The following is a 26,441-nucleotide window of genomic DNA, read 5'->3' as shown; positions in this document are numbered from 1 at the left end:
CCTTACCTGCCGCCCGGCGGGCAGTATTGTTTCAGGTAATAGGTATACAAGGTTGATAAGTGTTCGCCGGTGCCCTCCCCTTCCGAGATGCTGTGGGTACGGTTCGGGTATGGCATAAACTGGAAATGCTTGTTATACTTGATCAGTTCATTTACCAACTGCTCGGCATTGTTGTAGTGCACGTTGTCGTCGCCGGTGCCGTGGATGTAGAGCAGGTTGCCCCGCAGATTTTTGGCATAGGTGATGGGGGAGCCTTTCACAAAATCTTCGCGGTTTTCCTGCGGCAGGCCCATGTAGCGCTCCTGGTAAATGTTGTCGTAGGTGAGCTGGTTGGCTACAGCCGCTACCGAAATACCGGTTTTATAGATCTCGGGGTGCTGAAAAAGCAGGTTGAGCGTAGCAGAGCCGCCACCACTCCAGCCCCAGACGGCTACCCGGGCTGTATCTACATACGGTAACTTGAGCAGTTCACGCGCTGCCGCAGCCTGGTCGGCGATGTTTAGCTGGCCAACTTTCCGGTAAATGCTTTTGCGCCAGTTTCTGCCTTTTGGTGCGGGTGTACCGCGGTTATCTACCGAAACATAGATGTAACCATCCTCGGCCATATTGCCGTTGTAGAGAAAATTCTGGCCGGCGCCATAGGTGTCGGTCACGGTCTGGCTGGCTGGTTCGGAGTAAACATAAAATACGATCGGGTATTTCTTTTTCGGATCAAAGTTGGCAGGCTTGGCCATCCAGGCATCCATTTCAGTGCCATCAGCCGTTTTCACCTTGAGAAACTCTACGTTGCTGGCCGCTTTATCTGCCGCAGCCAAAGCATTAGCTACGGCGCTTTCGCCAGTTGTAGCCTTGTGGCTTGGCAACGACACCCACTCGCTCGCCGGTTGGGTATAGTAGTTAGAAAAACGATGCTGCGCATACTTTGTATTTGGCGACAAACTATACGTATGGGTGCCTGGTTGTGATGCCGGTGTTAAGCGCTCGGCCTTGCCTTTGCCATTGAGGCGTGTGCGGTACAGGTACTGTTGCGTGGCATTGTCCGGCGAGGCCAGAAAGTATACGTAGCCTTCTTTTTCGTTGATGCCGGCAATCTCCATCACATCGTAGTTGCCTTTGGTGATCAGGTGTTCTTTTTTGCCGTCGCGGCTGATGCGGTAGAGGTGGCGCCAGCCATCTTTCTCGCTCGCCCACAAAAATTCTTTGCCCCCGTTAAGCCAATCCCAGCCGCCGTAATTATAGGAATCATCCCAGCTAGGCAGAATGTCGATCCAGGCTTTATCCTGCTCTTTGTAAAGCTCTTTGGCCTTGCCATTTGCCGCGTTGCAGAGGTAAAGTATACTTTCGTTTTGCTTGCGGTTCAGTTGCTGCACGATCAGTTCATCGGCAGCAGCGGCCCACTCCATGCGGGGCAGGTAGGTATTGCTTGGGTTACCGGGAATTTCCATCCAGCGGGTAACCGCCAAGTTAATATCGACTACGCCGATCTTGTAAGGTGATGGGGCCTCTCCTGCTACCGGGTACTCTACCGGAATTACTTTGGTATACACCCCATCCAGCATATCAAACATGATGTAGTCTTTCACCTGCGTGGCATCCAGCTGCCAGTAGGCGATCCGTTTGCTGTCGGGGCTCCAGCGGAAGCCATCGCGGGCAGAGAATTCTTCTTCGTAGGCCCAATCGAAGGTGCCGTTGATAAGCTTGCGGGTGCCATCCTGGGTTAACTGCTTTTGCTGCCCGCTCTGCAGGTCTTCTACAAAAATATTGTGCTCGCTTACGTAGGCTACCTTGCTTCCATCCGGCGAGAACTTGGCGAACATCAGCGAGGATTCCGGTCTGCCAGCTCCCAGCTGCCGCAGCTGTTTTGTCTGCAGGTCATACACCCAGTAATCGCCCCGGGTATCGTAGCGCCATACTTTCCGGGTATTGGTATAGATCAGGACTTTCTTTTCATCAGCAGACAATGTAAAGCTGCGCACTTTCAAGGGTTCCGTTTTACCGGCTGGTATTAGGGCCGCCTTCTCCAGGAAAACACTGGACGAGCCGTCCGGCAAAGTATACTTGGCCAGTTGCCCCTGCTCGGCCAGCACATAGGCATTGCCCGACTTTAACCAATACCGGTTTTGATAGCCCTGACCCAGCGTGGTAAAGGACAACAGCAACAGCAGTAACTGCAGCAAAACGATTCGAGATTTCAAAAAAAACATACCTGGGTTAATTTAGCGTATCCGTTAAGAAGTTAAGCAGCTCATTTTATGCAACATACAGGCTCACACAGCTTTGCCATAATCCTTACGTCACAATAAATAAATACGAGATTTTCATGCAGACACAAGCAAGGTGTAACCAAAAGCAGGGCACCCGCTGAATTTCTGCTGCGTAAGTATAAAGCAATTATACCTGTTTTACAAAGAACGCACCTCATCCAAGATAAGATGCGTGGGCACTTACAGTGTGGTACATTCCTATCATTTTACAAGGTCGTGAGGTGGTGAAAACGGTTTTAATCAGCTTCATTCCTGCCTTTTTATGGCTTTCCTACATCCCTTGACGATGAACAGCCCAACGCCTGTACCTTACACATGGGCATGCTGCCTGTCGTAGCGGTTTACCACAGCGAAGTTGAGCTATGGGTCGGTATGCAAATAAAAAGAAGGCGTTTATGTGCCACCAGGCCAACTTTACTTAATTACAGCACCTGGATCAGGATTATGCCGCGCGAAGGGCTGAACCGCTTGCAGGAGCCTTACCAGATGAACGAGATCTACCCGATATCGGAACTGTTTACCATTATAGATAAGGGCGCACGCTTGGAAGAGATACCTTATTCCGTTTTTCAGGAAAAGTTCGGGAAATTATTCGTACCGGACCTGTTGTTAGTCTTTAAACGCTACATTAACCCCATCTGAATAACGTACGACATGCTTCGGTACATCGGTTCCCACATGCACGGTGGCATTAAGCAGGAGAACAGCCAGACAAACCCACCCCCATTACATGTTACCAAGGTAGGCAAGAACATATTGATTTTAGATTACTACTCCAAGCGTAAGATGGCTGGCTTTGCCATAGGCACCTTTAAAGGGCTTGCCAGTTACTTTCAGGAGGAAGAAAAGGTGAAAGGTTATGCCTGTGACGGACTTGTGGGCGGAGAGGGTACAGATTAAAGCAGAGTTTAGCTTAATAGTGTGAGGTGAGTCAGATAACAGCACTCATGTTAACGTGACTTTTACCGCTTCCTCTCTCTTTGAGTTGCTCCTACAAGTATAGCCGGGCTGTTTTGTATATTCTCACGCAAGCCGAAGCAAAACTCAAAACATGCTCTCCCATCTACAATACCGCCTATTTCAAGGCGAAAACTGGTAGGGCCCTTCTCCCGCCGGAGGGGACGCGATCTTGCGCAGCCGGAACGAATACACCAGGCTCATGAAGCCGACCAGCAGTGCTTCCAAGCCCAACAGGTACGTTAAAGCAACCGCTCCGCTGAATGGGCTCCCGATCAGGTACATGCCCAGCAAAATGGTCAGCAATCCTGTCAGCAGCATGAGTATCCAGGTACCCGAATGCAGTTTCCGCACCGAGAAAAAAGCTACTATCTGCAGCATACCCGTAAAGATTGCCCAGAAACCGGTCAGGATAGCAAAGGCGATGGCTGTGAGCAGTGGGTAAAACATCAGGACCGCCCCCAGCACCACATCAAATAGCCCGATGGCCAGGATCCACCCCCACTGGCTTTTATCCTTGTTGGCAAAAGCGGCGACAATTAACAGAACGCCCATAAAAACAAGGAATACGCCGATGTACACCGCAAGACCGATAATGATGCTAATAGGAAACAAAAAGGCTAGAATGCCCAGCAAGATTAATACGACACCTTTTAAGCTTAACAGCCACCAGTGCCTGTATAATACCAATTCCATATGGCTTGATTAAGATCTGCTATACTGTATCAGAAACAACGCTACACCTGCCAAACATACAGGCAACGGGAAAGGGGGCCGGGCCGTTTACCTCCCGCACTTCTTATTTTTACTCCCCAACTATTGTTTTGTTTATTTTTCTACCGTATTAAATACAAACCAATACCGACTGCTGTCCTGCAGCATTCACCTAATTGTAGCACATGATGCCTGTCCCAAAAGGAAAAATAATTGCCATTGGAGGGAATGTAGACAAGGGCACTTATCCAACCCCCTCCTTACCGAATCTGAGAAGGAAAATAAACTTCTTTCAACAAGGCATTCTGGAAAGAATACACCGGGAGCTTTATGGCAAAACTTCCAGGCTGGAAATCGTGACCACAGCCTCGCTCATACCCGAAGAAGTAGGCGCTGCTTACGTGCAGGCATTTGCCCTGCTTGACAGCCACAACGTGGGCGTGTTGCACATCCAAACGCGGGAAGAGGCAGACCAACCGGAAAACCTGGCGCGTTTGCGGCAGGCCCACGGCGTGCTGTTCACGGGCGGTGACCAAAGCAGGATAGCCGCTGCATTTCTGCAATCGCAGGCACTTTCCATCCTTCAGCAGCGCTACCAGCAGGAAGAAAAATTCCTGATCTCCGGTACCAGTGCCGGTGCCATGGCGCTCGGTAACATCATGATCCGGAGCGCCGAACACAGGCGCATCCTGGCAAAAGGGACCGTACGGCTGGGAGAAGGCCTTTCGTTACTGCCCAACCTGATCATCGACACACACTTTATAAACCGCCGCCGCATGCCGCGCCTTATCGAGTCGATCGCGGCGTACCCGGACCACATTGGCATTGGATTGGGTGAAGACACCGGCGTGATGATCCGGAACGGGAATGTGATTGAAACCATTGGTACTGGCCTGGTCGTGCTCATGGATGGCCGGCAGTTGTATGAAAATAACTTCCCGGCCATCGCCAACGGCGAGGCACTGTGCCTGGAGCACCTGTTGCTGCACGTACTGCCCATGGGCAAGTGCTTTATGGTTAGCCCCGGCAGGTTTTCAGAAGCGCAGCAAGGACCAAACCATCAGATGTTCTAAATGATAGAAGAAAAGCCCTACGTCCTGCCTTTGCCCCGCTACGCCAGGCTGGCATTGCTACTGTTAGGCCTCTATGTGTTTATCGCGATGCTCTCCATAGCACAGGCTATACTGGTGCCTTTCCTTTTTGGGGTGATCATATCCATCGTACTTCACCCGATCGTGAACTGGCTGGTTCAAAAGAGGATTAGTAGGGCCCTCGCGATCCTCATCACGCTGGCCCCCGTCATTTTACTCACCGGCATTATCATGTTCTATATCACTACCCAGGCAGGGCTGCTGAGCAGCCTTTTCCCTTACATGCTGCTCAAAATGCAGCAGTTACTGCACCAGGTGCTGCTTTGGGTATCGGGCTTGTTTCATGCAAATGCGCTACAAATAAACAAATGGACCACCGAGACGGAAGATCGCCTGATCCACAGCACCAGCAAGGCGATCGGGCAGGCATTTATTGCCATCGGTTTTATGCTGGAAGAAACCCTGCTGGCGTGCATTTATGTTGTCCTGCTTCTTTTCTACCGGCCCCTACTCGTTGCCTTTCTCTACGAGCTATTTAAAAGTAGAACGGCCACCATGGTAGAGGTTTTGGGAGAAACCAGATCGTTGATCCAAAACTACCTGACGGGCCTGGTGCTGGAAGCTGCTATCGTAGCTGCGTTGTATGCCGTGGGGCTCTACCTGATCGGCATTGAGTTCGCGCTGCTGCTTGGTATTATCGGCGCCTTCCTGAATGTGATCCCATACCTGGGTGGCCTGGTGGCCGTTTCGCTCATGCTCATGGTCACCTTCATCACCAAAGATACCATGACCTACCCCCTGTTGGTGCTGGCGCTGGCGGCCCTGATTCATTTCATCGACAACACCTTTATCATCCCTTACCTGGTCGCGTCCAAGGTACAGGTCAATGCCTTGGTGGCCATCACGGTGGTCATTGCCGGGCATGCCCTCTGGGGTATCGCCGGCATGATCCTGTCAATCCCCCTGACAGGCATCCTCAAACTCTTCTTCGACCGTATTGCTATACTCAGGCCCTGGGGGCTGTTGCTGGGCAACCAAAAAGGGCAGGCATAAGCTATTCAGGAACAAGATATGAAGTATGAAAAACATGGCGGCACTTAAAAACAGGGGGATTGCCTTTTTTCCCCGCCTGCTGCACAACCTGTTTTTCTGGCAGGCGCTGCTGGCTTTGTTTATGCTGGTGATGGCCGTATACTTTCTGCAGCACCAGCAGCTTGAACTGGTAGCCATCACGCGCCAATTGCGGCAGGCAAAGGTTTTCTACCTGGTACTTGGTGCATTGCTGACGGCCGTCCATATTCTGCTGCAGGGCGAAGTATACGTCCGTTGTTTCAGGTCGCTGGGGAGCGCGGTAAGCCGGCCGCAGGCGGTCGTTTTATTTCTGAAACGCAACCTCGTCAGCGTGCTGTTGCCGGCCGGTGGCTTCTCCTCGCTGGCCTTCTTCTCCCGCCAGATCGAATCACAGCAGGTTAGCAAGACACACGTATACCTGGCTTCCTCGCTCTACAGTGTCTGCGGCATGCTCTCCACCATACTTGTTGCCGTGCCGGCGCTGGGCTATGCTTTGCTGCGGGGGCAACTGCAGGCGCCTGCGTTGCTGGGTTTTGGCTTCCTGGTGCTGCTCACAGCAGGTTTAATGGCGGTGCTGGTCTCTTTTCTCAAACAGGGACGGGCTTACAGGTTGCTTCACAATAGGCTGCCCCAGTGGGCTACCCTGCTCGACGAGATCACCCGGCAGCCGCTGGACCGAGGGCAACTATGGGACGCTTTGGCAGCCGCTTTGCTCATCGACTTTATCGGGGTAGCCCATCTTTACATCGCCATGCTGGCCCTGGGCTATGAGGCCTCCTGGCCGGCGGCTTTTGTCGGGTACGTGATCATGATGATTTTGCTGATCGCCTCCCCATTGCTTCGGGGACTGGGTGCCATTGAGGTAGCTATGACCGTTATCCTGACCCGGTACGGCCTGCCGGTTGTTGCTGCGGCCGCGGTTACCTTGCTTTTCCGGTTGTTTGACTTCTGGTTGCCGCTGCTGGCCGGCGTGGGCAGTTTCTTCATCAAAAAAGACAGCTTCCTTTTGCGGGTGTTTCCGGCCCTTTTGCTCTTTTTTACGGGCATCGTCAATGTGCTCTCGGTGATTACGCCGGCTATACCGGCCCGTCTGCAGTTTGTCCGGGAAATTTTTCCACAGGAGGTTATCTCGGCATCGAACGGCTTGGTGATGGTGGCCGGCATGATCCTTTTGCTGCTGGCTGTTTTCCTGCTGCAGGGCTCCCGGCGCGCCTGGGTGCTGGCAGTTATACTTGTCTCGCTTTCCATTATCGGGCACCTAACCAAAGCCATCGATTACGAAGAAGCCTTGTTTGCGACCCTTACACTTTGCAGCCTGCTTTATACCCGCTCGGCTTACATTTTAAGGCCGCACCCACGCTACACCCGGCTCAGTATCCTGGTGCTGGTTTACGGGTTGCTGCTGGTCTTGCTCTATGGCGTGATAGGATTTTACTATATGGACCGGGTGCATTTTGGCCTGGACTTCGGCCTCGCCCAATCCATCCGGCAGGTGCTCCGGCTTTTTTTCACCTTCGATAATGCAGGCATAGATCCACGGACGCCCTTTGCCCGTTGGTTCATTTTCTCGCTTTACTCGGCAGGGGCCGCATACCTGGTTTTTGTGCTCTATGGCTTGCTGCGCCCCTACCTGCAAAAGCCGTTTAACTCTGCCGAAGAAAAAGCCCTGGCAGCCACTTTGACCGGCAAGTATGGCCACTCCTCCCTCGATTATTTTAAAACCTATCCCGACAAGCTTTTCTTTTTTACCCCCGACAGGCAGGCGTTCGTTTCTTTTAAAGTATGGCGCCATGTGGCTATTGCGCTGGAGGACCCCGTAGCTGCTATGCCGGAGGCGATGAAAGCGGCGATCCAAGCCTTTGATAGGTATTGCGCCCAGAACGGGTTTATTACGGCTTATTACCGTGTATCCGAAGAAAACCTGCCCGTTTATACTTTGCTGGGCAAAAAAAACTTTCCGATTGGGGAAGAAGCCATCGTGGACCTGCCGTCTTTTACGCTAGAAGGCGGTAAAATGCATGCCAACCGCAATGCCATCCGCAAACTGACAAGCGATGGGTTTGCTTTTAAAGTATACGACCCGCCGATTAAAGCCGGCTTGCTGCAAAAGCTGGAACAGGTCTCCACGCTCTGGCTGCAGGACAAGGGAAAGGCGGAGCTGACTTTTACCGAAGGTGTTTTTGATGCGGCTATCTTGAAAGACCATCCGATCCTGACCATTGAGAAGGCAGATGAAAAAGTATACGCCTTTCTGGACGTAGTGCCCTGCGGCGTGCCGGGCATGGCCGTCTACGATCTGATCCGGCAATTGCCCGACGCTCCCAACGGCGTCCTGGATATGCTGCTCTGCCAAGCCTTTTTATACTTTAAAGCCAAAGGCTACCGGAAAGTAAACATGGGCCTGGCGCCGCTATCGGGCATCGATGGCAGGAGTTTTCAGCAAAAGACGATCCGCTATGCCTACGAGCACCTGCGCACATTCGGGCATTTTAAAGGGCTGCGGAAGTATAAAGAGAAGTTCTCGCCGGCCTGGGAGAAAAAGTACCTCGTCTACGAAGACGATTACCAGCTCCTGCAGGTGCCGGTTGCGCTGAAAAAAGTATCGGAGACGACAGTTTAAGCTCGATTTGGCGATGGCAGGTCCCGTGCCCGCCGGTCGGCAAGCAACGCCAGGTACATGAGGTAAAGGAAATAGGTGGCCATAAAGAGCCGCTGCCACAGGCCCCGGTAACTCACCAGGTGCAGCTTGGAGGCGTTGTAAAGCAACACGAAAATACTTCCGGAAACGATCACAAGTATAGACAGACCCTTGATAAGCGGATACTCCCGGCGCAATGCATACCAGCCTGCCACCGGCACCAGGTATAAACCTATCTGCCCCACAATACTGGCTACTTCGTGGATCTGCGCGGACACACTAAGCCTGCCGTTAACAATATCAAAAGGAAACACCCCTGATATAATGCCCTCCCCAATGCCATAGAGCGTGATCAGCGAAGCCAACACCGTTATACTTGCCGAATGCCTTTGGCGAAAAGCCGCCATAATCCCCAGGGAAGACAAGATCAACAAGCCCGAAAAAGCAACGCTCCAGGCAGCAAACCAGGGAGCAACCGGGCTGCCGGAAACGCTCAGGAAGCTTTCGGGCTGCTCCAGTGAATCATACCCCGGCGAAAGCATTGCTAGCAGGATTGTAACCAGGAAATCGCCGATACAGGCCACGTAGCAGCTGACCGCACCCACGCGTATCAGCTTTCGCCGCTGTGAAAAATTCAGGTTAGGCATCTTATCCGTTCAACCTTATACTTATACTTGCTTATACTTATACCTGGTAAGGTAAGGCCCTTGCAGGTATTCAACTTTGTAAATCATGGGTAAAGGTAGCCCAATCCTTACATCGCCCTTAAGTGTTTTTCAGGTGTGTTGGAGCACAACAGCACATTTATACTTCCTGCTCCTTATCTGATTACCCGCAAAGGAAAATTCAAAGAAGCCCTTGAAGTATAAAAAGCAGGCAAAACACTCAAACCAGGTAAAAGCACAAAGACCGGTAAGCGGCCGCTTGTTTTGCGTTTTAATTTGCGGGAGCACCGTTTTCAAGCCAATCCTGCGCCTCCAGCATAGCCTGTTGCGTACTTTTGCCAATGATCGGGTGTTTCTTCACGATCCGGATTCCTTTTAATACTTCGGAGCTTGCCTGCACCTGGAAGGAGTCATAACTGTTTTCGCCTAATTCTGTAATGTAAAACCGGCCTTCTGCTTTTGTAATCTTATCGTAAAAGCTTTCGATCACCTCTGTCAGGGTGGCCCCGATGTTATTGCGGCCCCGCAGCTCCAGAATAATGACAGGGCGGCGGGTTTTGGGTAACAGTTTCGGCCACTGGGTTTCTAACACCCGTGCTCCCGCAAAATGCAGATCACCATCTACGGCAAAAATGTGTATCGCTTCATTTTCAATTTCGGCAGGCAGCGTTATTTCCTCAAACCATCCCTGGCTTAAAAGCCGCCTCCGATGTAGTTGTACCAACCGGGAAGAAGTAAAGAAATAAAGCGCAAAAGAGAGAAGTACACCGATCAGCACCGCGTATTGAACCGGCATAAACAAGGTGATCAGGAACGTGCACACAAGGCCGATCCGGGATGCCCAGCCGGCGTTCCATACTTGTATGTTCTCTTCCAGCTTCAGGGAGCTTGCCATGGCATAGATCATGATAGCCGCTAGCACGGGCATGGCCACGTTGCCGATCAGGCCGGGCAACAGCAAGACAAGTGCCAGCACCAGTAAACCCGAAAAGATGCCGGCCCACCGGCTTCGGGCTCCCGAAACGATGTTTAACGAAGTGGAACCTAAAGAACCGCCCACGCCAATGCCACCGAATAATCCGGACGAAACGTTGGCGATCCCCTGGCTTATAAAATCTTTGGACGTGTTGGACCGCGTGCCATCCGGGTTGGGCACGCTCTGGCTGACGCCGGCTGCCTGAATGAGCGTGATCAGTGCCAGCGAAAGCGCTCCACTGAACAGGGTGGGCTGCAGCAGCGAAAAATCGGGCAGCTGAAAGGGCGGCAAGCCTTTTGGAATTTCCCCTACATCAGTCACCACTTCCACGTCTGTCCATTTAAGTAAAAAAATGAAAAGCGAGGGCAAGGCGATGGAGACAATAGCCGATTTATTGCCCAAAGGCGTTTTGGGCAATACAATCATAAAAAGGATGGTCGCCAGCCCCGGGAGTAGCGCATGCCAGTTGGTAAGATCAATGTTCTGAACCAGGTTCACGGTTTGCAGCACCTTGTTGGACCCTTCGGCGGGAATGGCAAAAAGCGTGGGCAACTGGCTGAGGATGGTAAGGATAGAAATGCCGGCCAGAAAACCCGTCATCACCGAATAAGAAACAAACCGCACCAGGCTGCCAAGCTTCAAAAGCCCCATCAAAACCATGAGGAGGCCGGAGAGGATGACCAGCAAGAGCAGGGCATCCACCCGTTGCGCTTCCGGGTAGCCTTGCGTGAGCTGATATAAAAGAAAAGCGGCCGCACTGGTCGTGGAAATGATCATCAGTTTGGAGCTGTTGAATATTCCGCCTACCAGGCACCCGTAAGCAGCGGCGAATAAGCCCATAATCGGATTTACACCGGCCAGCAGCCCACAAGCCATGCCATCCGGAATCCCGTTCATGGCCACAGTCAGGCCTGCATTGGCGTCGTCTTTCAGCGTGGCGCCCTTTGTCTGCTTATAGCTGGTTTCCTCCACCGTATGCTTCAACGCCACTTCGCCCGGAAGCAAATCTTCCGGTGCCTCTGCCGCTTTCCCGCCTGGTCTATTTTCCGGTCTATCGTTCATGTATTACACAGCAGTGTTAGTAGCAATTAACGTTCTTCAGGCATCTGGTTGCATCAGCTTTCGGTTGGGCAACACGATCTTAACTTTATTGTCTTTTGATAAGAATCTGGCAATTACTAACAGCAGGGCAATTCCAAGGGTGTTAGCAAGGGTAATGACAACGAGTACTTCGGGATGATCGCTGAAATTCTGAGCGGCGATGATCATACTGGCAGCCGTATTGCGCTGTGCCGTGCCCAGCGCGCCAATGTCCTGCAGGTGATCTTTGTCGTGGCGGCCACCTAACAGGTAGCCAATACCAAAGGCGCCCAGAATAAATGCGACACCCAGTAGTATGGCTCCCTGGCCCAATAGCTCTTTAAGCTGGGGAAAGTAGCCGGCCAGCGTCGTAAAGATCATCCCATACAAAGCCCAGTTGCCGATTCTGGCTACCCACGGCTGCACAGTAGCGCCAAAGCCGGGCAGCGCCTTTGCAAGTAGCAGGCCCAGCCCAATCGGGATGATCATTTGCTTCACCAAGGTCCAGGCTATCCTCCCGCCGTCAATCTCAATTTGTGGCACGATCAGGGGCAAGAACAGTGGCACCAGAATAACCGTTGCCAGTACCAACGTGATCATGGTGCTGGCACCCAGCGCCAGGTCGTGCTCCGAGAGTTGGGTAAGCTTTATGAGAAAAGGCGCACCGGCACAAATACTGAACAGGATAAGGCCAACCCGCAGGTACGGATCTAGTGGAAAAAGCTGCAGCATCCCCCACATGAGCAGCGGCGCCAGTATGAAGTTAGCCACCAACATCCGCAAGCCGAACCATCTGTCCTGCAGATATTTTACGATATCCTGCAGCTGCTGGGTCAGGCCCACGTTCAGCATCGTCAGGAAAACAAAGAGCGGCAGGACGATTCCTGCGATGCTGATGAAGATCGCATACATAAGGTATGGTTTAATCTCCCAGCTCTGTAGGCGACACGTTCATTCTCGTTCTTTCCCCTGTTCCGGTTTCTGGTTTTAGCCGGTTCTTCGGATCGAAGCGGTAAAACTCCTCAAACCCCAGCTGGGCAAGCGCCGATTCGCCATTGGCTTTTATATAGCCCACCGACAGCGCATAGGCGTGCCAGGCTGCCATTAACTCCTCGAACTTATCCGGGAACTGCCCTGCCAGATTGTTTTCTTCTTTGATGTCTTCCTTCAGGTTGTAGAGGTGCCATTCGTCGCCTTTGCCATAGGGCGGCGGCATAAAGATCAGTTTCCAGTCGCCTTTGAGCACAGCTTTGCATTCTGTTATTTCAAAGCCCAGCACATCGAACGCATTTCGCACCGGCTGTTTTGTTTCTTCCTGCAAGTATGGCTTGAGCGAGGTGCCATAGAGCGGCTTTTTATCATTCATTTTCGGGTACCTGACATTTGCATAGTCTAAAATGGTGGGCAGGATGTCGGTCACGTGCAGCAGCTCGTCGGTAACGATGCCCCGTTTGTGCATGCGCCGGCCCGACACGATGAACGGCGTTTGCGTGCCCCCCTCGTAGGTGGTGAGTTTAAAGTAGGACAAGGGCGTATTGGCAACTTCGGCCCAGGCCCCGCCAATCGAAATAAAGGAATTGATCCTGCCCATGTTCACATAGCTGTTATCAAACTCCCTGGCAATTGACTCTTTTGTATTTGGCGCATAGAAGTAGGGCTCTTTGGGGTTGGCGCCGTTGTCGGAGAGAAAAAAGATGATGGTGTCGTCGAACTTATCGGCTTCTTTTAGTTTGTCGAACAAGCGCCCAAGGTTCCAGTCCAGGTTTTCGATCATAGCGGCATAAATCTCCATCTTTCTTGCCGCTACTTTTCGATCTTCCTCCACCAGCTCGTCCCAGGTTTCAAACATGCCACTGCCTTCGTTTTTGGTTAGCTCTTCGGATACCAGCCCCAGCTCCTTCATCCGCTGCAGGCGCTGTTCCCGAATGGCATCGTACCCGCCATCATAGGCGCCTTTATACTTATCGCGCCAGTCATCCGGCACCTGCAAAGGGTCGTGCGGCGCCGTAAAGGCCAGGTAGGCAAAAAATGGTTTATCTTCCCCCTGCTCCGTCAGGTACTGGATCATTTTATTTGTATAGAAATTGGAAGAATAAAAGTCTTCGGGCAGGTTCTCCACCGTCCTGCCGTCTTCCGAGTACTCGGTGTGCGGCTGCTCGTATTCGCTCAGGGCTCGCTGGTCGTTAAAGTGACTAACACCACCGCCTAAAAAAGAAAACGTTCGTTCAAAGCCCCTGGAATGAGGCCTGAAGCCTTCCAGCTCGCCCAAATGCCATTTACCGGCCATGTACGTATGATAGCCGGCGTCTTTCAGAATTTCAGGAATGGTCTGCACGTCGTTGTTGAGGTAGCCTTCGTAGCCGGGCTGCATGTACTGGTTAGTAGCGTGGGCTGTGGGCATGTTACCCAACCCAGCATCGTGGTTATCGCAGCCGGAGAGCAGCATGGACCGGGTAGGCGCACACAGCGAAGAAGTATGAAAATGCCGGAAACGGACACCATTATCTGCCAATTGCTGAATGTGGGGGGTGCTGATCTCGCCACCAAAAGGCTGGCAATCGGAATACCCCATGTCGTCTACTACCACGAGCAGGAAATTAGGTTGGCGGTTCAGATTCATACGTTTTTAGATTTTAAGGCCTAAATTGATCCGTGCTTCTACTTACCAGGGCGGGTAAAAACAGGAGGGAATAGTATAGCCGCCATCCGCTTCCGGATTTGTTCGGGTACCAGGCAAAGTGGATGAGCAGCAGCGGAGGTAGGGGTGACATTGATCCGCAAAAGGGACGTTTGGTAAACGGAATTGGTCAGTTTGCCCGTAAAGGCTATTTTCAGGCACCAGGCTGCCGCCTGTTTTAGCCTTGCCTAGATTATTGTTGCTCTGGCAACTGATCTACTTGCTTTCTATACGATAAATTGGTTCTTCCGCCTACAGAAGTGTCGCTTAAAATCGCAAGTTTAACCCCGGTTTGCGACAAGAAAGGGAATGCCATCCGGGGAACTATGTGATGATACCATCCCTTCAGATCAAAGGGCTACTGCGCCAAGTAACCGCCGTCTATCGGGTAATAAGATCCTGTAACAAAAGAGGCTTTGGGCGAAGCCAGCCAAAGCAGCAATTCCGCTATTTCTTCCGATTCGCCTAAACGCCCCATAGGGTGCAGGCTGATCAGTGCTTTTATTGTCGCTTCATCCACAGAACTGGTAACCAGGGGCGTTTTTATATACCCTGGCCCGACAGCGTTGATGCGGATCTTTTTATCTGAATATTCCAGGGCTGCTGCCTGCGTAAGCCCTACCACGCCATGTTTTGCCGCAGTATAAGCCGGTGATAACCTGGTGCCGACCATACCCAGTATAGAAGCTACGTTCACAATACTGCCGCCCCGCTCCAGCATGGCCGGTAGCTGGTACCGCAAGCCGTAGAATACCCCCGAAAGATTAATGTCAATTACTTTTTGCCAGGCCTCTATTGGGTACTCGCCCGTTAAGCTCAGTGCCCCGCCTATGCCGGCATTGTTCACCGCAATGTCCAGGGTGCCATACTGCTTTATGGTCTGATTTACCAGCGCCTCGTTGTCCTGCGGTTTAGCGGAATCGGCCCTGAAAAAGAAAGCCTGGCCACCCTCCTGCTTTATTTCCTCCACGGCACCGTTGCCGTGTTCTTCATTTACATCGGAGATCACCACTTTGGCGCCTTCTTTTGCAAATAATATGGCCGCTGCCTTTCCAATGCCGGAGCCGGCACCCGTAATAATGGCTACTTTATTTTCCAGCTGTTTCATACTTTAATATTTTAAAAGTGAAGAAGGATGTATATAGTATGATTACGAAGCAGGCAGGGCGTGGGACCATTCCAGGATCAACCAAGCGCTAACTTTTCTGCCCTTCGATATGACCGAGAGGCCTTGTACAAGTATAAGTTGCGGATTACTGATTGGCGTTAGATGCGGTTACCTTCAGTATACTTATAAGCTATAAGTAGCGCAGCCATTTTACATCACGGTGCTTTTCCTTGTAGCTGCCATACCACTTGCAAAGTGGGTATAAGAGCACGACCACCGCAATCCAGATAAGGTATATGGGTATAAGACCAAGGCCGCTGCTCCCTTCTTTTGGCCGGCCAAAGTTGAAGCCAAAAACCATATCAGACGCTTTGTAGCCTTGCAGGAACACCATGGCAAATACAATGGGGTGGATAATGTACCAGTGGATTACAAAATAAAACAAGGGCACCTTCCCGTAAACGGCTGCAATTGCTGTAAATCTGTTTTGGACGCCTTCCAAGGCTGCGAGCAGCAAAAACATGATCCCCAGAAACAACAGGCAAAAGTCGAGCGAGGGCGGGTATTTGGTAAGGTTGATAAAGGATAGAAAAGTATACAACCCGTTTTTCTGAACCGACCATGGAACGGTATCCCCATAAATATTGTAGGATCGGATGATGAGAAACAGGGCGATAGAAGCGAGCCCGATGCGCAAAAACAGCCTCTTCTTTTCGGCAATTTCTTTCAGGAATAAATTACCGGCGGTAAAACCAACCAGCATGATCCCTAACCACGGAATTGGCGGGTAGCCCATCACAAAGGTTTTACCATCGCCAAACGGAATGGCGGCCGGAGCAAAAAACGGCATCACCAGCGTTTTGAAAAGAGAGGTGGCTTCGCCGGGTATAAAAGCTGTGAGGTTGTGGCAAAATATAATTACCAGGCCAATGGTGGCAATCGTTCTGGTTGATTTGCCCAGCAACAAGCCCAGAACAACAAAACCGCACCCAATAGTGGCGATGACATCAAACAGGAATACGTTGAAATGGATATCGAACCACAGCCCGAAGTTGACCAATGTAAACTCCACCACGATCAACCAGAAGCCGCGGGTCAGCAAAAAGCTTCTACTGGCAGCAAGATCCTGCTTGTTGGACACGGAGATAAAAGCCGAGGTACCGGAAAGGAAAACGAAAACAGGCGCACATAAATGCGTAACCCATCTGGTAAAAAACAACGCAGGCGTAGTGGTTGCCAGATCAGTAGGCGATTGAGTAATAGATGTAAGATGCAGCATGTCCCGCACATGGTCGAGCACCATGATGATCATGACAATGCCCCGTATCACATCGATACTATGAACACGTTTTATACTTGCCCGCACAATAGTAGCATGCGTTTTCCCGAAAATTGCCGCTAATGTTCCGCTCTCATCTGAAGTAGTAACCATAACCTTCTGTGTGGTTTAAATAAAGTTTAGGAGCACTATAGTATTCTTCAGCTGGTAAGCGCTTATCGGTCGCTGTGCTGGCAAGTATGGGAAGCAGGTGGCTATTTTGTTTTATACTCCGAATTGCCGTAAATGATGGTCCGAATGTTTATACACCACATAGCCTGTATTTTCTTTCGTCATAGGGCCGAAAAAAGGATGAATAAAGCCGTCATTCGAAAACCCCTCATACTGCGCAAGTAATGCGATCCATTTGCTTTTTTCCTCCGCTACATCCGGGCTCTCTTTTATGATGAAGGCAGGAACAGTAGGTAAGTTTCTTTTCAGGGGCTCGTCTTTCAACATACTTTTCAGCGCCAGCCTGCCAAACAGCCTGCCCATAAAAGATTGTTTATACTGCCTATTACCCAGGGCCATTTCATCCCATTGCGTACAGTGACGCAGCATCTGCGAAACATTCATTTTGCCCCATTGCGCGGTACTGTTTTCATCAAGCGAATTAATTCTGCCGATCAATTCCTCTCTTGTGGATCTGTCAAATATTGTTTTCATGGTTGCATGAATTATATATATAATCAATGGCCCTCTGCCCATGAGGGCAGGAAGGAAGCGCCTCACTGCAAGTATAAAGTTGGCAATCCCAACTGGTAATCCTGTTACTCCATTAACTGTTGCGGTCAAGGCCGCAGGCAGCAGTTACGTTGGCTTGTATTATTTCCCGTGCGCAACAACTTCTTTGGGGAATTTGTCAGTAACCAGATTGAGTCTGATATGATGCTCTAAATACGCTTTCATCCCGTTCAGCACCGTTGTAAAACCGCCAGTACTATCCTGGATCACCTGCATCAAAGCATCGCCGGTTTCTTGGAAGCCGTAATTTTTAATTACAACATAAGTGGTATCGTCCGGCAAGGCTGTAAATTCGTAATCGACGGTGGTTGCCGGGTCGCCCCACTCGGTTGAGATCAGTTTCTCCGGGATAATTTGCTTTGTCAGCACACGGGTTGCAACTCCATACATTTCCCACTCCCATCGCACTGTCTTTCCAACTTCCAGTTGCCCACTAGATTTTGTAAACCAGAAGTTGGTTGTAATGGCCGGGTCAATAAAGGCCTGAAAAACTGCCGCGACAGGTTTTCTGATAAGCATTTGCGTTTCTACTACAGGCCCTTTTATGTCAGTCATTTTTATTTCATTTGAATGTTGCGCTTCTGTTTTGTTGTCGTCTCTAACCTGAACCGCCACGGGCTTTGTGCTTGCGATGAGTAAGGCCACGGGCCGCTGCTGCCGTTCAGACCATGTGCCTGCAGCACAACGCTTTGAAGGTAGCCGTTAAAGTGGATAGTACCAAGAAAAGGAAGGATGCAGCCCGTCATTTTTTAAAGAAAAGAAGCCGGAAGCGGATCTCGCCCCCGGCTTCTGTAGCAGGTCATACATTTCGTGGCTTAAAGGCAAGCCTTACGTTCCGTTCAGTTACAAGCTAAACGATTCCAGTAAGGTAGAGGCGGCTCCCCCTCGCTTGCGCAACGTGGCTGCATCATGTACTGCCTGTTAGTGTAGGTGCACATGCCTATAGGTATGGTTCATACTTGTTTTTACTGCACGGGCCAATATGTCGCAGGTTCTAGTTACCGGTACGCTGCAGCTCTTCTAAGCTGTTGCGCTCCCGTTCCTCCACTTTCTGTCCTTTGTTGAAGTGGTAACGTAGGGTCAGGCCGAAGTAGCGGTTAAAGAGGTACTGGTCAAAATCATTCACGTTTCCTTCACCCACTTTAGCCGCCACAGCGATGCGCTGGCTCTTGAAAACATCGTTCACGTTGAAACTTAGGTCCAGCTTTTCATCCATAAAGCTTTTCTTCAGCCCCAGGTGCACCCACCAGCGGGGCTTCACCACATACAGCGCATAAACCTCCCGTGAGTTGTAGGCGCCATTCAGCTCAACCCGGAAATCCAGCGGCAGCAGGATCGTGTGGTTCGATTGCAGCATATAAGACGCTTGCTTGTTGCTTATCTTTCCGGCATTCACCATTGTGCTGTACTGATCATAAGAAACAACCAGGGTATTATTAGTATCCCAGTTCTTCATGATTTTAACAGGGGCCACTGCTGTCAGGCTCAGGCTTTGCGCATCGTCTACATTGCCGTTGTAGTATAAGGTCGTGGCTTTTTCGGCATCTATCACGGGCACTTCGGCAATCACGTCGTGGTTCAGCTGGTAGTTCAGTTCCAGGCTGTAATCCTGCTTGAATACCTGCCGGATGCCGAACGCATGCGTCAGCTGCGGCCGCAGATCGGGGTTGCCCTGCACCCAGGTATAGGGATCACGGTAAAACATGAAGGGGTTCAGGTTCCCGTAGTTTGGGCGCTGGATACGGCGGCTGTAACTGTAGTTGAGCTGGTAATCGTCGCTTACCTTCTGCTGCACAAACACGCTCGGAAACAGGTTCAGGTAGTGCCGCTCCTTCACCTGCCCGGTTGTGCGCAACTCCCCTCTCGACTGCGTCTGCTCGGCCCGCAGGCCTGCCTGCACTTTAAAGCGTTCCCCTGCCTTGCCGCTCCAGTTAAGGTATGCCGCATAGATGTTCTCTTCATAAACAAAATGGTTGGTGCGGTTGGGGTCCAGTTGGGGCACCTCGGTATTGTTAAAGTAAAAACGCGAGTCATTGTCGGAAACCACCCGGCTGGCTTTGGCCCCCATTTCCAGCTTGCTTTCCTTTGCAATAGGGTACGTGTAGTCTAGCTGGGCCGCATAGATATCATACCCGTTGGGCGTGTTGGTGTACAGGAAATCCTGGATAACAGGCTGGTCAGATTGCAGTGAATCATAGTAGTTGTAAAAGTTCGCCTCCCCGAAGTTGCTGATCCGGGCATAGTCCAGATTTGCCGAAAGCGTGGTACCCAGGGTATCATACTTGCCCTGGTAGTGCAGGTTGGAATTGCGGGTGGTAAAGCGGTTCGTAACGTAGTTGTTGGCGTCGATGTATAGCGCCGGCTGGTTGGGAGCAGGGCCGATGTAGGTATCGGTCAGAAAATTGTTGTGCAGGAAATTGGTGGCATAATTCGCCACAAACCCGATGCTATGGCGCTCATCCAGGCTGTAGTCTGCCCCAAAGCGCACCCCCGGAGGCCCCTGCACATGATACTGGCCGGTGGCTACCTGGTCGAAGTATACTGTTTCCGCCTGCCCCTGAAACACGCGCGTAAAGGTTGCCTCGCGCCCGCCGATCCGCCTGGCCATATCCAGGTTCAGAAAAGTGTTCCACCTGCCCGCTTTGTAGTTCAGGCTGCCCCCTGCCGAGTAACCGTACAGATCGCCGTTGTAAGTGGCACCGGCATAAAGGCTGCCGTTCATGCCCCGCATTTCATTCTTTTTTAGGTTGATGTTCAGAATGCCCGAGGCGCCCTCGGCATCATACTTGGCTGAAGGGTTGGTAATGATCTCGATGTTTTTAATATTTTCGGCCGACATGCCCTCCAGCTGCGTGCGCAAATCCCGGGCCGAGAGGTACGTTAGCTTGCCATCCAGCATCACGGTTACCCCCGCCCTGCCGTTGAGCTGAATGTTGCCTTCCTGGTCTATGTAAACGCCCGGCGCTTTGGCCAGCACATCATAGGCCGAGCTGCCGGCTGCCAGCGCCGATCCCTCCACCTGCACCACCATCCGGTCTGCCTCATGCGTTATCGTTGGGCGCAGCGTCTGCACGTTTACTTCCTGCAGCCGGGTTACAGCCGGGCGAAGCAACACTGTGCCCAGCGCAACTGCAGGTTTGCCTTCTGAAATAATGACCTGCCGGATCGTTTTGGTTTTATACCCGATAAAGCTGAAGACCAGTTCATAGTTGCCTGCGCTCATGCCGGAAAAGGAAAAACGACCGTTATTGTCGGTCAGGGTACCGTTCAGCGCCTGCGGAGCGCCCTTTAGCAGCAGCGCAACCGTGGCATACGGGATAGGTTGCCTGGTAAGTGAGTCAGTCAGTAGACCAGAGATGGTGCCATTTCCTTTTGGCGCCTGCTGTGCCCACACTGCCGCCGAAAAGCAAAGCGACAGGCATAGCAATACCAGCAAAAAAAGTAGGGCTTTTTTCATAGTATAAATTTTAGAAGTGATAGTAAAGAGAGGGGTTTACCTGCTATAGGCTAAAGACAACCGGATAGGGCGATGGTTGCACGCATCCGCAAATCTTTAAAGGGAAGGAATGCTGATAAAAAGCTCCTGCAGGGACATACCCGCGCCTTCGGCTACTTTTTAGTAGTATTCCAGGAAAGGTAAAAAGGGCAACAGCAAGTATACACCGGCAGGGCTAACCTACTGTTGCCCGTTCAAACAAACAGCCTTACTCTTTCAGCGACTTCATGGCCATGCTGTGAATTTTCAGTTCGATGTATTTATCGATACTGTTGAGGTTGTAGCCATCTTTGCGGGCTTTGTTGATAAAATTGCTGTCGATGCCGTGTATCCTGGCCGCTACCGCATCGTCGAAATCCAAATTCGGGAAGCCGGCTTTTTTCAGGTCCTGCACAAAAGCAGCATCCACGCCGTGTATTTTGGCGGCGATCATCTTTTCAAAGTCCATGCCCTTAAAGCCCAACGCGTTGTACTTTTTAACGTCATTAGCATCCAGGCCCATCACCTTCGCCTGGATAACCTGGTCCAGCGTCAGGTTGTTTAGCCCCGCATCTTTCAGTTGCTGTAAGTAGGCTTTGTTAATCCCATGTACTCTCAGCTCGACCATTTTGTCGAGGGGAAGCTCACCATAGCCCAGACTTTGCATTTCCTTTATGTTTTCGGGGCTGATATTAAATATTTTAGTCTCGATGACCTTGTCGATGGGCAGATTGGCGTAACCCGCTTTCTGCAGGCCTTTGATATAGTCGTCGCTGACTCCGTGGATTTTGGCTTCCATCATTTTCTTCATGCTCAGATCCTTGTAACCGGCGCTGGCCAGTTCCCGCACATACGCCTCGTCTATGCCTTGGATACGCGCTTCCACCACCTCCTGTAAGGACGGCTTTTTGTTGCTATACTTTTGGAATAGCGCTACATACTGCTGAAAGTCTGTCTTCGAGATATCGAAAATGGCCAGCTCCTGCAGGCGCTCCCCTTCTACCTCTTCGTAGTTTTGTTTCAGGTAGCTGATGTAGCTTCTGTCTACGTTCCCGAAAAACAAGTGAAACAGCAGGTTCTTGTCGTCTGAATTGATGCGGTTATCGGCCAGGTACTTTTTAAAGGAAGCATCCGGGGTAAAGGTATACTTGCCTTGTCCGGCCTCGGCCTCCAGGTTGCCCGACAACTGCAGCGTGCCGGCTTCCCGCGTCATCACAAACGTATCATTGCCTTTCTTTTGGAAGAGCCCTTTGTCGAAACAGCGGTTCATGTTCCAGTTCGAGGAGCCTTTGCTGCCTTTCAGCTCGAGGCAGTACTGCCCGTTTTCCTGGCTGTTATACCAATAGCCCTGCGACAGATCGACTTTGTCGCCCTGGATGTTGAGCGAAAAGCCCTTGTTTTTTCCGGCCCGCTCTTTTACTTTCTCCTTTACTTTTTCATTTAGCACTTTGGTTTTCTTGCCTTTTCCGGCCGGCGCTGCTTCCGGATTTGGTACCGTTTGCGGAGCAAGGGCAGTGGCGGCCACAGGTACTGGCTCTATCTTAGCATCTGTTTGTGATCTGTTCTGGCTGCTGGCTGGTTCGTTGAGCAGCAGTAGCGTTCCGAAAAACAGGGGCGCCAGGAAAGCATATTTCCAGTAGGCGTGCGGCGTTGATTTTTTAGCATTCATCTTCATGATCCGTTGCTTTAACAGTGATTGATTATAGTTGGTGGTAATGCTGAGCGGCTTGTGGGGCACAGCAATCTGCAGCAGGTTCAGCTGGTAGCGGTCGCGGCTCACCGGTACTTTTTCCAGCAGCGCGGCATCGGTCTGGTATTCAATGTTCTTCTCAATTTCGCGCTTCATCAGCCAGGCCAGCGGGTTAAACCACAGGATGATCACGGTTATTTCGGCCAGCAGCAGGTCCAGGCTATGGCCCAGCCGGACATGGATCTTCTCATGGGCGATAATCTGCTCGTATGTCTCGAAATCATACTCATCCGGGTAAATAAAGATGTAGTGGAAAAATGAGCAGGGAGCCTGCCGTTCGGCTGTGTTCACAAGCACGCAGTCGCCATCTTCTATCTTATCGGTAGCTTTATAGACCTTGTAAAAGATGCTGCCTACCTGCAGGAGCAGGCTGACCCCGAAAACCGCTACCCCAAAGAAGTATAACATCGCGAGCCAGAAAACAAGGCTGAACGTTTGTCCGCTGCTGGCCGGCAAAGCTGTGGTTTGCGCCTGCTCGTTTGCACGGTACTGCTGCAACTCATTAGGGGCTTCCTCCTGCGGCCCGTTATATGGGATTTGCGTTACGGCTTCTTTTCGTACACCTCCTGTTATTTCCTCTTGGTCTGCTGCCCTGCTTTGCTGTGCTGATGTGTTATCTTGCCCAAAGAAAGGTGCGCGTTCAAAAACAGTTGCTAGGTAGCCTTGCCTGCTTACCAGTTGCGGCAGGTTAACAAACGGCAAGGCAAAGGCCAGCACAATACAGCCGAGCAGGTAAATCCTGTTGGCCCTGAAGAAGCTCTCCTGCTGCAGCAGCAGCTTGTAAAATAAGAGGGCAACGCCCAGGGCAAAAGAAGCTTTTAGCAGTAAGGCGATCATCGTTTTTGAGATTTAGCTGTTCTTCTGTAATTTAATAATGCGCACCAGTTCATCAATTTCGTCGTCCGAGAGCTTCTCCTCTTTTGCAAAATGCGTGATCATTCTGGTAAAGGAGTTGCCAAAGTACTTTTGCTTGATGCTAGCCACATCCTGCTGTCGGTAGTCGGCCAGGGACACCTGGGGCGTATATTGATACATGTTTCCCAGCTTCTCGGCACTTAAAAATCCTTTTTCGGTCAGGATCTTCACCATGGTAGCCACGGTGTTGTAGTGTGGTTTGGGCTCCGGCAGCTCATCAATCACCTCTTTGATAAAGGCTTTCCCCAGCTTCCAGACAACCTGCATGATCTGCTCTTCTCTTTTTCCTAATTTCTGCATAGCGGTAATATTTCCCAATACTACTAATCTATTAGTATAAATCCTAATGTATTAGTATTAAAACTAATCTATTAGTACGGAGCCTGCTGCATTAGGATTTCGGATCATGCTCCCTTTTACTTAGAAACTGGCAGACAGCTGCAAAAAGCAGTTGTAGCAGCCCTCTTTTACAGGCAAGCATTCGTTTGCTTATAAAAAGGGACTGCTACAAAACTGCTTCGTAAGCCTAGTCAATCCTGCAAAGTATAACCGAACTTATCAGCCTATTCCGTCCGCAGGTTCAGCACGGGGTCGGCGGTGGCCGCCTTAAAAGCCTGGTAACTGATGGTAAGGAAAGCCACAATGGCAGCGACCAGACCGGCCGTCACAAATGCCCACAGCGGTATGCTGATGCGGTAAGCAAAGTCCTGCAGCCACACGCTCATGGCGTACCAGGCCAGCGGGAAAGCGATTAGCGCCGCTACCAGCACCAGTTTGAGGAATTCTTTGGAGAGCAGCGCTACAATGGCCGAGGTATCTGCTCCGAGCACTTTGCGGATGCCGATCTCTTTTTTGCGGCGCTCGGCTGCATATGCCGCCAGCCCGAACAGGCCCAGGCAAGCGACAAAGATGGCCACGCCCGTAAAGATCCACAGCAGCGACTTGAGCTTGTCCTCGGCCTTATACATCTTCTGGAAGTTGTCGTCCATAAAAATGTATTCGATGGGGTAATCCGGCGCATACTTGTTCCATACTTTCGTCACCTGGTCAATGGTATGCGGAATATTGCCAGCCTTCATTTTCACGGCCACTTTCCAGTAAGCGGGCGGAAATATCTGCAGCACGGTGGGCTCCATTTTGTCGTACAGGCTCTTGTAGTGGAAGTCCCTGACCACGCCAATGATCTTGCCTTCTTTCAGCGTGTCGGGATTGGTGTCGCTCCACACGTTCCAGGACAGGGGCTGGCCCAGCGCTTTTTCGGGCGAGCCATAGCCCAGCTCCCGCACGGCTGTTTCGTTGAGCATGAACGCGTGGTCCGTATCCGTTTTATACTCTTTGGAAAAGGGCCGCCCCGCTACCAGTTTCACATTAAGGGTTTTCAGGTAATCATAATCGATCATTAATTGCGTGACGTGGTGCCGCACCTGCTCGCCGTTCCGGGGCACGTTGATTCCATCCCCGGCTGTCGCGTCACCCGGAAAACCGTAGCCCATGGACACATTCGCTACCCCCGGCAACTTTTTAAGCTCTTGTTTAAACGTCTCATAGCTCTCAAACATGTTATCTCCCCGCATCTGGAAGAACATGATCTGGTCGCGGTTAAAGCCCAGGTCCTTGTTATGCAGGTAAGAAACCTGCCGGAACACGATCACGGCACTGATGATGAGGAAAATGGATACGGCGAACTGCACCACAATCAGCCCGTGCCGCAGCCACTGCACCTTGCCGATCCGGCTGTCGCTCACCACGGCTCCCTTGAGCACCCGTACCGGGTTAAAGCCCGACAGCACCAGGGCCGGGTAAAAACCCGCCAGCATGCCCACCACCAGGGTTAAGCCCAGCAGGAGCAATAACAGCTGGGGGTTCGAGAAGATATTAAACGACATTTCCTTGCCGGTAAAAGCATTGAGTGAAGGCAGCACCAGCGAAGTAAGCGCGGCGGCAAAGATCACACTAATAAGGGTGAGCAGCAGGGTCTCAGCAAGAAACTGCTGCATCAGCTGGCTTCGGCTGGCACCTATGGCTTTGCGCACGCCTACCTCCTTTGCCCGCTGCATGGATTTGGCTGTGGCGAGGTTCACGAAGTTGAAGCAGGCAATCAGCAAGATGAAAATGGCAATAATGCTGAGCGCCTTCACATAGGTAATATTTCCTTTCAGAAACAGGTTATACTTAAAGCTGGCCGAGTATAAGTAGACCTTGCTTAGGGGCTGAAAGTAAGGCTTATACTTATAGGGCTCGTTGGTGGACGGGTCGACCTGCTTCTTCACGATGTCGCGGAACTTGGCCTGGGTAAGCGATGGATCAGCGCCCTCCCGCAGCTTTACGTAAGTAAAAAACTGCTGCCAGCCCCAGCTTTTCATGCGCTCAGGGGGGAACTCCGCCGCTTTCAGCGACAGGACAAAGTTAACCGGCATATGGAATTTAGGGTTGCTTTCAAAAACGCCCCGCACCAGGAAGGGCTGCTTGTTCACGGTTAGCTTCTGCCCCACAGGATCTATGTTGCCGAATACTTTTTGGGCAAACTTATCCGATACCACGATGGAGGAAGGGTCATCCAGCGCTTTTTCGGGGGAGCCATACTTGAAGGAAAGCGGAAAGATCTTGAAAAAGCCCGGATCCGCAATGAACTCGCCCTGTTCATACGTCCGCTTCTCGCCCCACTCCACCAGATTCTGCCCATCGAAGGGTTGCATGAGGATGCGCACCGTCTGCTCCACTTCCGGGAAATTCTCGTCCAGCGTGGTGGCAAATGGGGGCGGCGTTGGGAGTACGGTTTCATCACCATCCGGACTGCTCACCTCGTCGTAGATGCGGTAGACCTGCTCGCCTTCCGGCAAAAACTTATCATATTGCAGCTCATCATACACAAAAAGGCCGATGAGCAGGCAGGCCGTGAGGCCCAGGGCCAGCCCGGCAATGTTGATGATAGTAAATCCCTTGTGCCGGATCAGGTTTCGGTAGGCGGTTTTGAAGTAGTTGCGTAGCATAGGTTTAA

General features: G+C 51.4%; 19 protein-coding genes. 5 read left to right on the top strand and 14 right to left on the bottom strand.

The annotated features are described in order from the left end of the window. Positions 1-2: 2 nt before the first annotated feature. Positions 3-2,204 carry a S9 family peptidase gene (locus LWL52_RS04175; RefSeq protein ID WP_242917220.1) on the bottom strand — a complete coding sequence of 734 codons (2,202 nt, stop codon included), beginning with the start codon at positions 2,202-2,204 and terminating at the stop codon, positions 3-5. A 432-nt stretch (positions 2,205-2,636) separates the two neighbouring features. Between LWL52_RS04175 and LWL52_RS04170 the strand changes: the two genes are divergently transcribed. Both LWL52_RS04170 and LWL52_RS04165 read left to right on the top strand, forming a co-directional pair. Beyond that, complete coding sequence (locus LWL52_RS04170) at positions 2,637-2,906, top strand: heme NO-binding domain-containing protein (protein ID WP_242917218.1); 270 nt, start codon at positions 2,637-2,639, stop codon at positions 2,904-2,906. A gap of 12 nt (positions 2,907-2,918) precedes the next feature. Further along, positions 2,919-3,164, top strand: a complete 246-nt coding sequence (locus LWL52_RS04165) for a heme NO-binding domain-containing protein (protein ID WP_242917216.1) — start codon at positions 2,919-2,921, stop codon at positions 3,162-3,164. A gap of 180 nt (positions 3,165-3,344) precedes the next feature. Here the strand turns inward: LWL52_RS04165 and LWL52_RS04160 are convergent, their stop codons facing one another. After that, entirely contained in the window at positions 3,345-3,917 is a 573-nt protein-coding gene (locus LWL52_RS04160) for an HdeD family acid-resistance protein (protein ID WP_242917214.1), read from the bottom strand. 203 nt (positions 3,918-4,120) lie between these two features. Here LWL52_RS04160 and LWL52_RS04155 point away from each other — a divergent pair, with 203 nt between their 5' ends. The 3 genes from LWL52_RS04155 to LWL52_RS04145 are packed head-to-tail and all read left to right on the top strand — an operon-like array spanning position 4,121 to position 8,717. Beyond that, the gene (locus tag LWL52_RS04155; RefSeq protein ID WP_242917212.1) at positions 4,121-5,008 is read left to right on the top strand and encodes a cyanophycinase; all 888 of its coding nucleotides are present in this window, start codon (positions 4,121-4,123) and stop codon (positions 5,006-5,008) included. Further along, positions 5,009-6,079, top strand: a complete 1,071-nt coding sequence (locus LWL52_RS04150; protein ID WP_242917210.1) for an AI-2E family transporter — start codon at positions 5,009-5,011, stop codon at positions 6,077-6,079. Between the two features lie 25 nt (positions 6,080-6,104). Next, positions 6,105-8,717, top strand: a complete 2,613-nt coding sequence (locus LWL52_RS04145) for a phosphatidylglycerol lysyltransferase domain-containing protein (RefSeq protein WP_242917208.1) — start codon at positions 6,105-6,107, stop codon at positions 8,715-8,717. Here the strand turns inward: LWL52_RS04145 and LWL52_RS04140 are convergent. The 12 genes from LWL52_RS04140 to LWL52_RS04085 all read right to left on the bottom strand — a co-directional run bounded on the left by LWL52_RS04140 (position 8,714) and on the right by LWL52_RS04085 (position 26,433). Further along, the gene (locus LWL52_RS04140; protein WP_242917205.1) at positions 8,714-9,382 is read right to left on the bottom strand and encodes a DUF998 domain-containing protein; all 669 of its coding nucleotides are present in this window, start codon (positions 9,380-9,382) and stop codon (positions 8,714-8,716) included. The two genes, LWL52_RS04145 and LWL52_RS04140, sit on opposite strands and share 4 nt — an antisense overlap. A 289-nt stretch (positions 9,383-9,671) precedes the next feature. Next, complete coding sequence (locus tag LWL52_RS04135) at positions 9,672-11,438, bottom strand: SulP family inorganic anion transporter (protein ID WP_242917203.1); 1,767 nt, start codon at positions 11,436-11,438, stop codon at positions 9,672-9,674. Positions 11,439-11,474: 36 nt separating this feature from the next. Further along, entirely contained in the window at positions 11,475-12,368 is an 894-nt protein-coding gene (locus LWL52_RS04130; protein WP_242917201.1) for a bile acid:sodium symporter family protein, read from the bottom strand. A 10-nt stretch (positions 12,369-12,378) separates the two neighbouring features. Next, positions 12,379-14,076: an arylsulfatase gene (locus LWL52_RS04125; RefSeq protein ID WP_242917199.1), complete on the bottom strand. Its 1,698-nt coding sequence runs from the start codon at positions 14,074-14,076 to the stop codon at positions 12,379-12,381. A gap of 415 nt (positions 14,077-14,491) precedes the next feature. Next, entirely contained in the window at positions 14,492-15,241 is a 750-nt protein-coding gene (locus LWL52_RS04120; protein ID WP_242917197.1) for an SDR family NAD(P)-dependent oxidoreductase, read from the bottom strand. Between the two features lie 190 nt (positions 15,242-15,431). Next, entirely contained in the window at positions 15,432-16,673 is a 1,242-nt protein-coding gene (locus LWL52_RS04115; protein WP_242917195.1) for an acetyltransferase domain-containing protein, read from the bottom strand. Between the two features lie 111 nt (positions 16,674-16,784). Next, entirely contained in the window at positions 16,785-17,225 is a 441-nt protein-coding gene (locus LWL52_RS04110; protein ID WP_242917193.1) for a DUF1569 domain-containing protein, read from the bottom strand. Between the two features lie 159 nt (positions 17,226-17,384). Continuing rightward, positions 17,385-17,948: an SRPBCC family protein gene (locus LWL52_RS04105; RefSeq protein ID WP_242917191.1), complete on the bottom strand. Its 564-nt coding sequence runs from the start codon at positions 17,946-17,948 to the stop codon at positions 17,385-17,387. A 349-nt stretch (positions 17,949-18,297) separates the two neighbouring features. Then, the gene (locus tag LWL52_RS04100) at positions 18,298-20,760 is read right to left on the bottom strand and encodes an outer membrane beta-barrel family protein (protein WP_242917189.1); all 2,463 of its coding nucleotides are present in this window, start codon (positions 20,758-20,760) and stop codon (positions 18,298-18,300) included. A 247-nt stretch (positions 20,761-21,007) separates the two neighbouring features. After that, positions 21,008-23,365: a M56 family metallopeptidase gene (locus LWL52_RS04095; protein ID WP_242917187.1), complete on the bottom strand. Its 2,358-nt coding sequence runs from the start codon at positions 23,363-23,365 to the stop codon at positions 21,008-21,010. Between the two features lie 12 nt (positions 23,366-23,377). Next, on the bottom strand, positions 23,378-23,743 hold the full coding sequence (locus LWL52_RS04090) for a BlaI/MecI/CopY family transcriptional regulator (protein ID WP_242917185.1): 366 nt from the start codon (positions 23,741-23,743) through the stop codon (positions 23,378-23,380). A 263-nt stretch (positions 23,744-24,006) separates the two neighbouring features. Next, positions 24,007-26,433 (bottom strand): ABC transporter permease, encoded by a 2,427-nt coding sequence (locus LWL52_RS04085; RefSeq protein ID WP_242917183.1) that lies wholly within the window; start codon positions 26,431-26,433, stop codon positions 24,007-24,009. Between the last annotated feature and the right edge of the window lie 8 nt (positions 26,434-26,441).

Origin of the sequence: Pontibacter liquoris (assembly GCF_022758235.1) — a bacterium.
GTDB classification, from domain to species: domain Bacteria; phylum Bacteroidota; class Bacteroidia; order Cytophagales; family Hymenobacteraceae; genus Pontibacter; species Pontibacter liquoris.
The sequence above is the reverse complement of the archived record's forward strand: the minus strand, read 5'-3'. Positions and strand labels throughout refer to the sequence as shown.

Coding starts and splice junctions, on each gene's coding strand:
- LWL52_RS04165 (WP_242917216.1), top strand. CDS start 2,919: ATGCTTCGGTACATCGGTTCCCACATGCACGGTGGCATTAAGCAGGAG.
- LWL52_RS04100 (WP_242917189.1), bottom strand. CDS start 20,760: ATGAAAAAAGCCCTACTTTTTTTGCTGGTATTGCTATGCCTGTCGCTT.
- LWL52_RS04095 (WP_242917187.1), bottom strand. CDS start 23,365: ATGATCGCCTTACTGCTAAAAGCTTCTTTTGCCCTGGGCGTTGCCCTC.
- LWL52_RS04110 (WP_242917193.1), bottom strand. CDS start 17,225: ATGAAAACAATATTTGACAGATCCACAAGAGAGGAATTGATCGGCAGA.
- LWL52_RS04120 (WP_242917197.1), bottom strand. CDS start 15,241: ATGAAACAGCTGGAAAATAAAGTAGCCATTATTACGGGTGCCGGCTCC.
- LWL52_RS04140 (WP_242917205.1), bottom strand. CDS start 9,382: ATGCCTAACCTGAATTTTTCACAGCGGCGAAAGCTGATACGCGTGGGT.
- LWL52_RS04150 (WP_242917210.1), top strand. CDS start 5,009: ATGATAGAAGAAAAGCCCTACGTCCTGCCTTTGCCCCGCTACGCCAGG.
- LWL52_RS04160 (WP_242917214.1), bottom strand. CDS start 3,917: ATGGAATTGGTATTATACAGGCACTGGTGGCTGTTAAGCTTAAAAGGT.
- LWL52_RS04175 (WP_242917220.1), bottom strand. CDS start 2,204: ATGTTTTTTTTGAAATCTCGAATCGTTTTGCTGCAGTTACTGCTGTTG.
- LWL52_RS04170 (WP_242917218.1), top strand. CDS start 2,637: ATGCAAATAAAAAGAAGGCGTTTATGTGCCACCAGGCCAACTTTACTT.
- LWL52_RS04130 (WP_242917201.1), bottom strand. CDS start 12,368: ATGTATGCGATCTTCATCAGCATCGCAGGAATCGTCCTGCCGCTCTTT.
- LWL52_RS04085 (WP_242917183.1), bottom strand. CDS start 26,433: ATGCTACGCAACTACTTCAAAACCGCCTACCGAAACCTGATCCGGCAC.
- LWL52_RS04115 (WP_242917195.1), bottom strand. CDS start 16,673: ATGGTTACTACTTCAGATGAGAGCGGAACATTAGCGGCAATTTTCGGG.
- LWL52_RS04090 (WP_242917185.1), bottom strand. CDS start 23,743: ATGCAGAAATTAGGAAAAAGAGAAGAGCAGATCATGCAGGTTGTCTGG.
- LWL52_RS04155 (WP_242917212.1), top strand. CDS start 4,121: ATGATGCCTGTCCCAAAAGGAAAAATAATTGCCATTGGAGGGAATGTA.
- LWL52_RS04125 (WP_242917199.1), bottom strand. CDS start 14,076: ATGAATCTGAACCGCCAACCTAATTTCCTGCTCGTGGTAGTAGACGAC.
- LWL52_RS04135 (WP_242917203.1), bottom strand. CDS start 11,438: ATGAACGATAGACCGGAAAATAGACCAGGCGGGAAAGCGGCAGAGGCA.
- LWL52_RS04145 (WP_242917208.1), top strand. CDS start 6,105: ATGAAAAACATGGCGGCACTTAAAAACAGGGGGATTGCCTTTTTTCCC.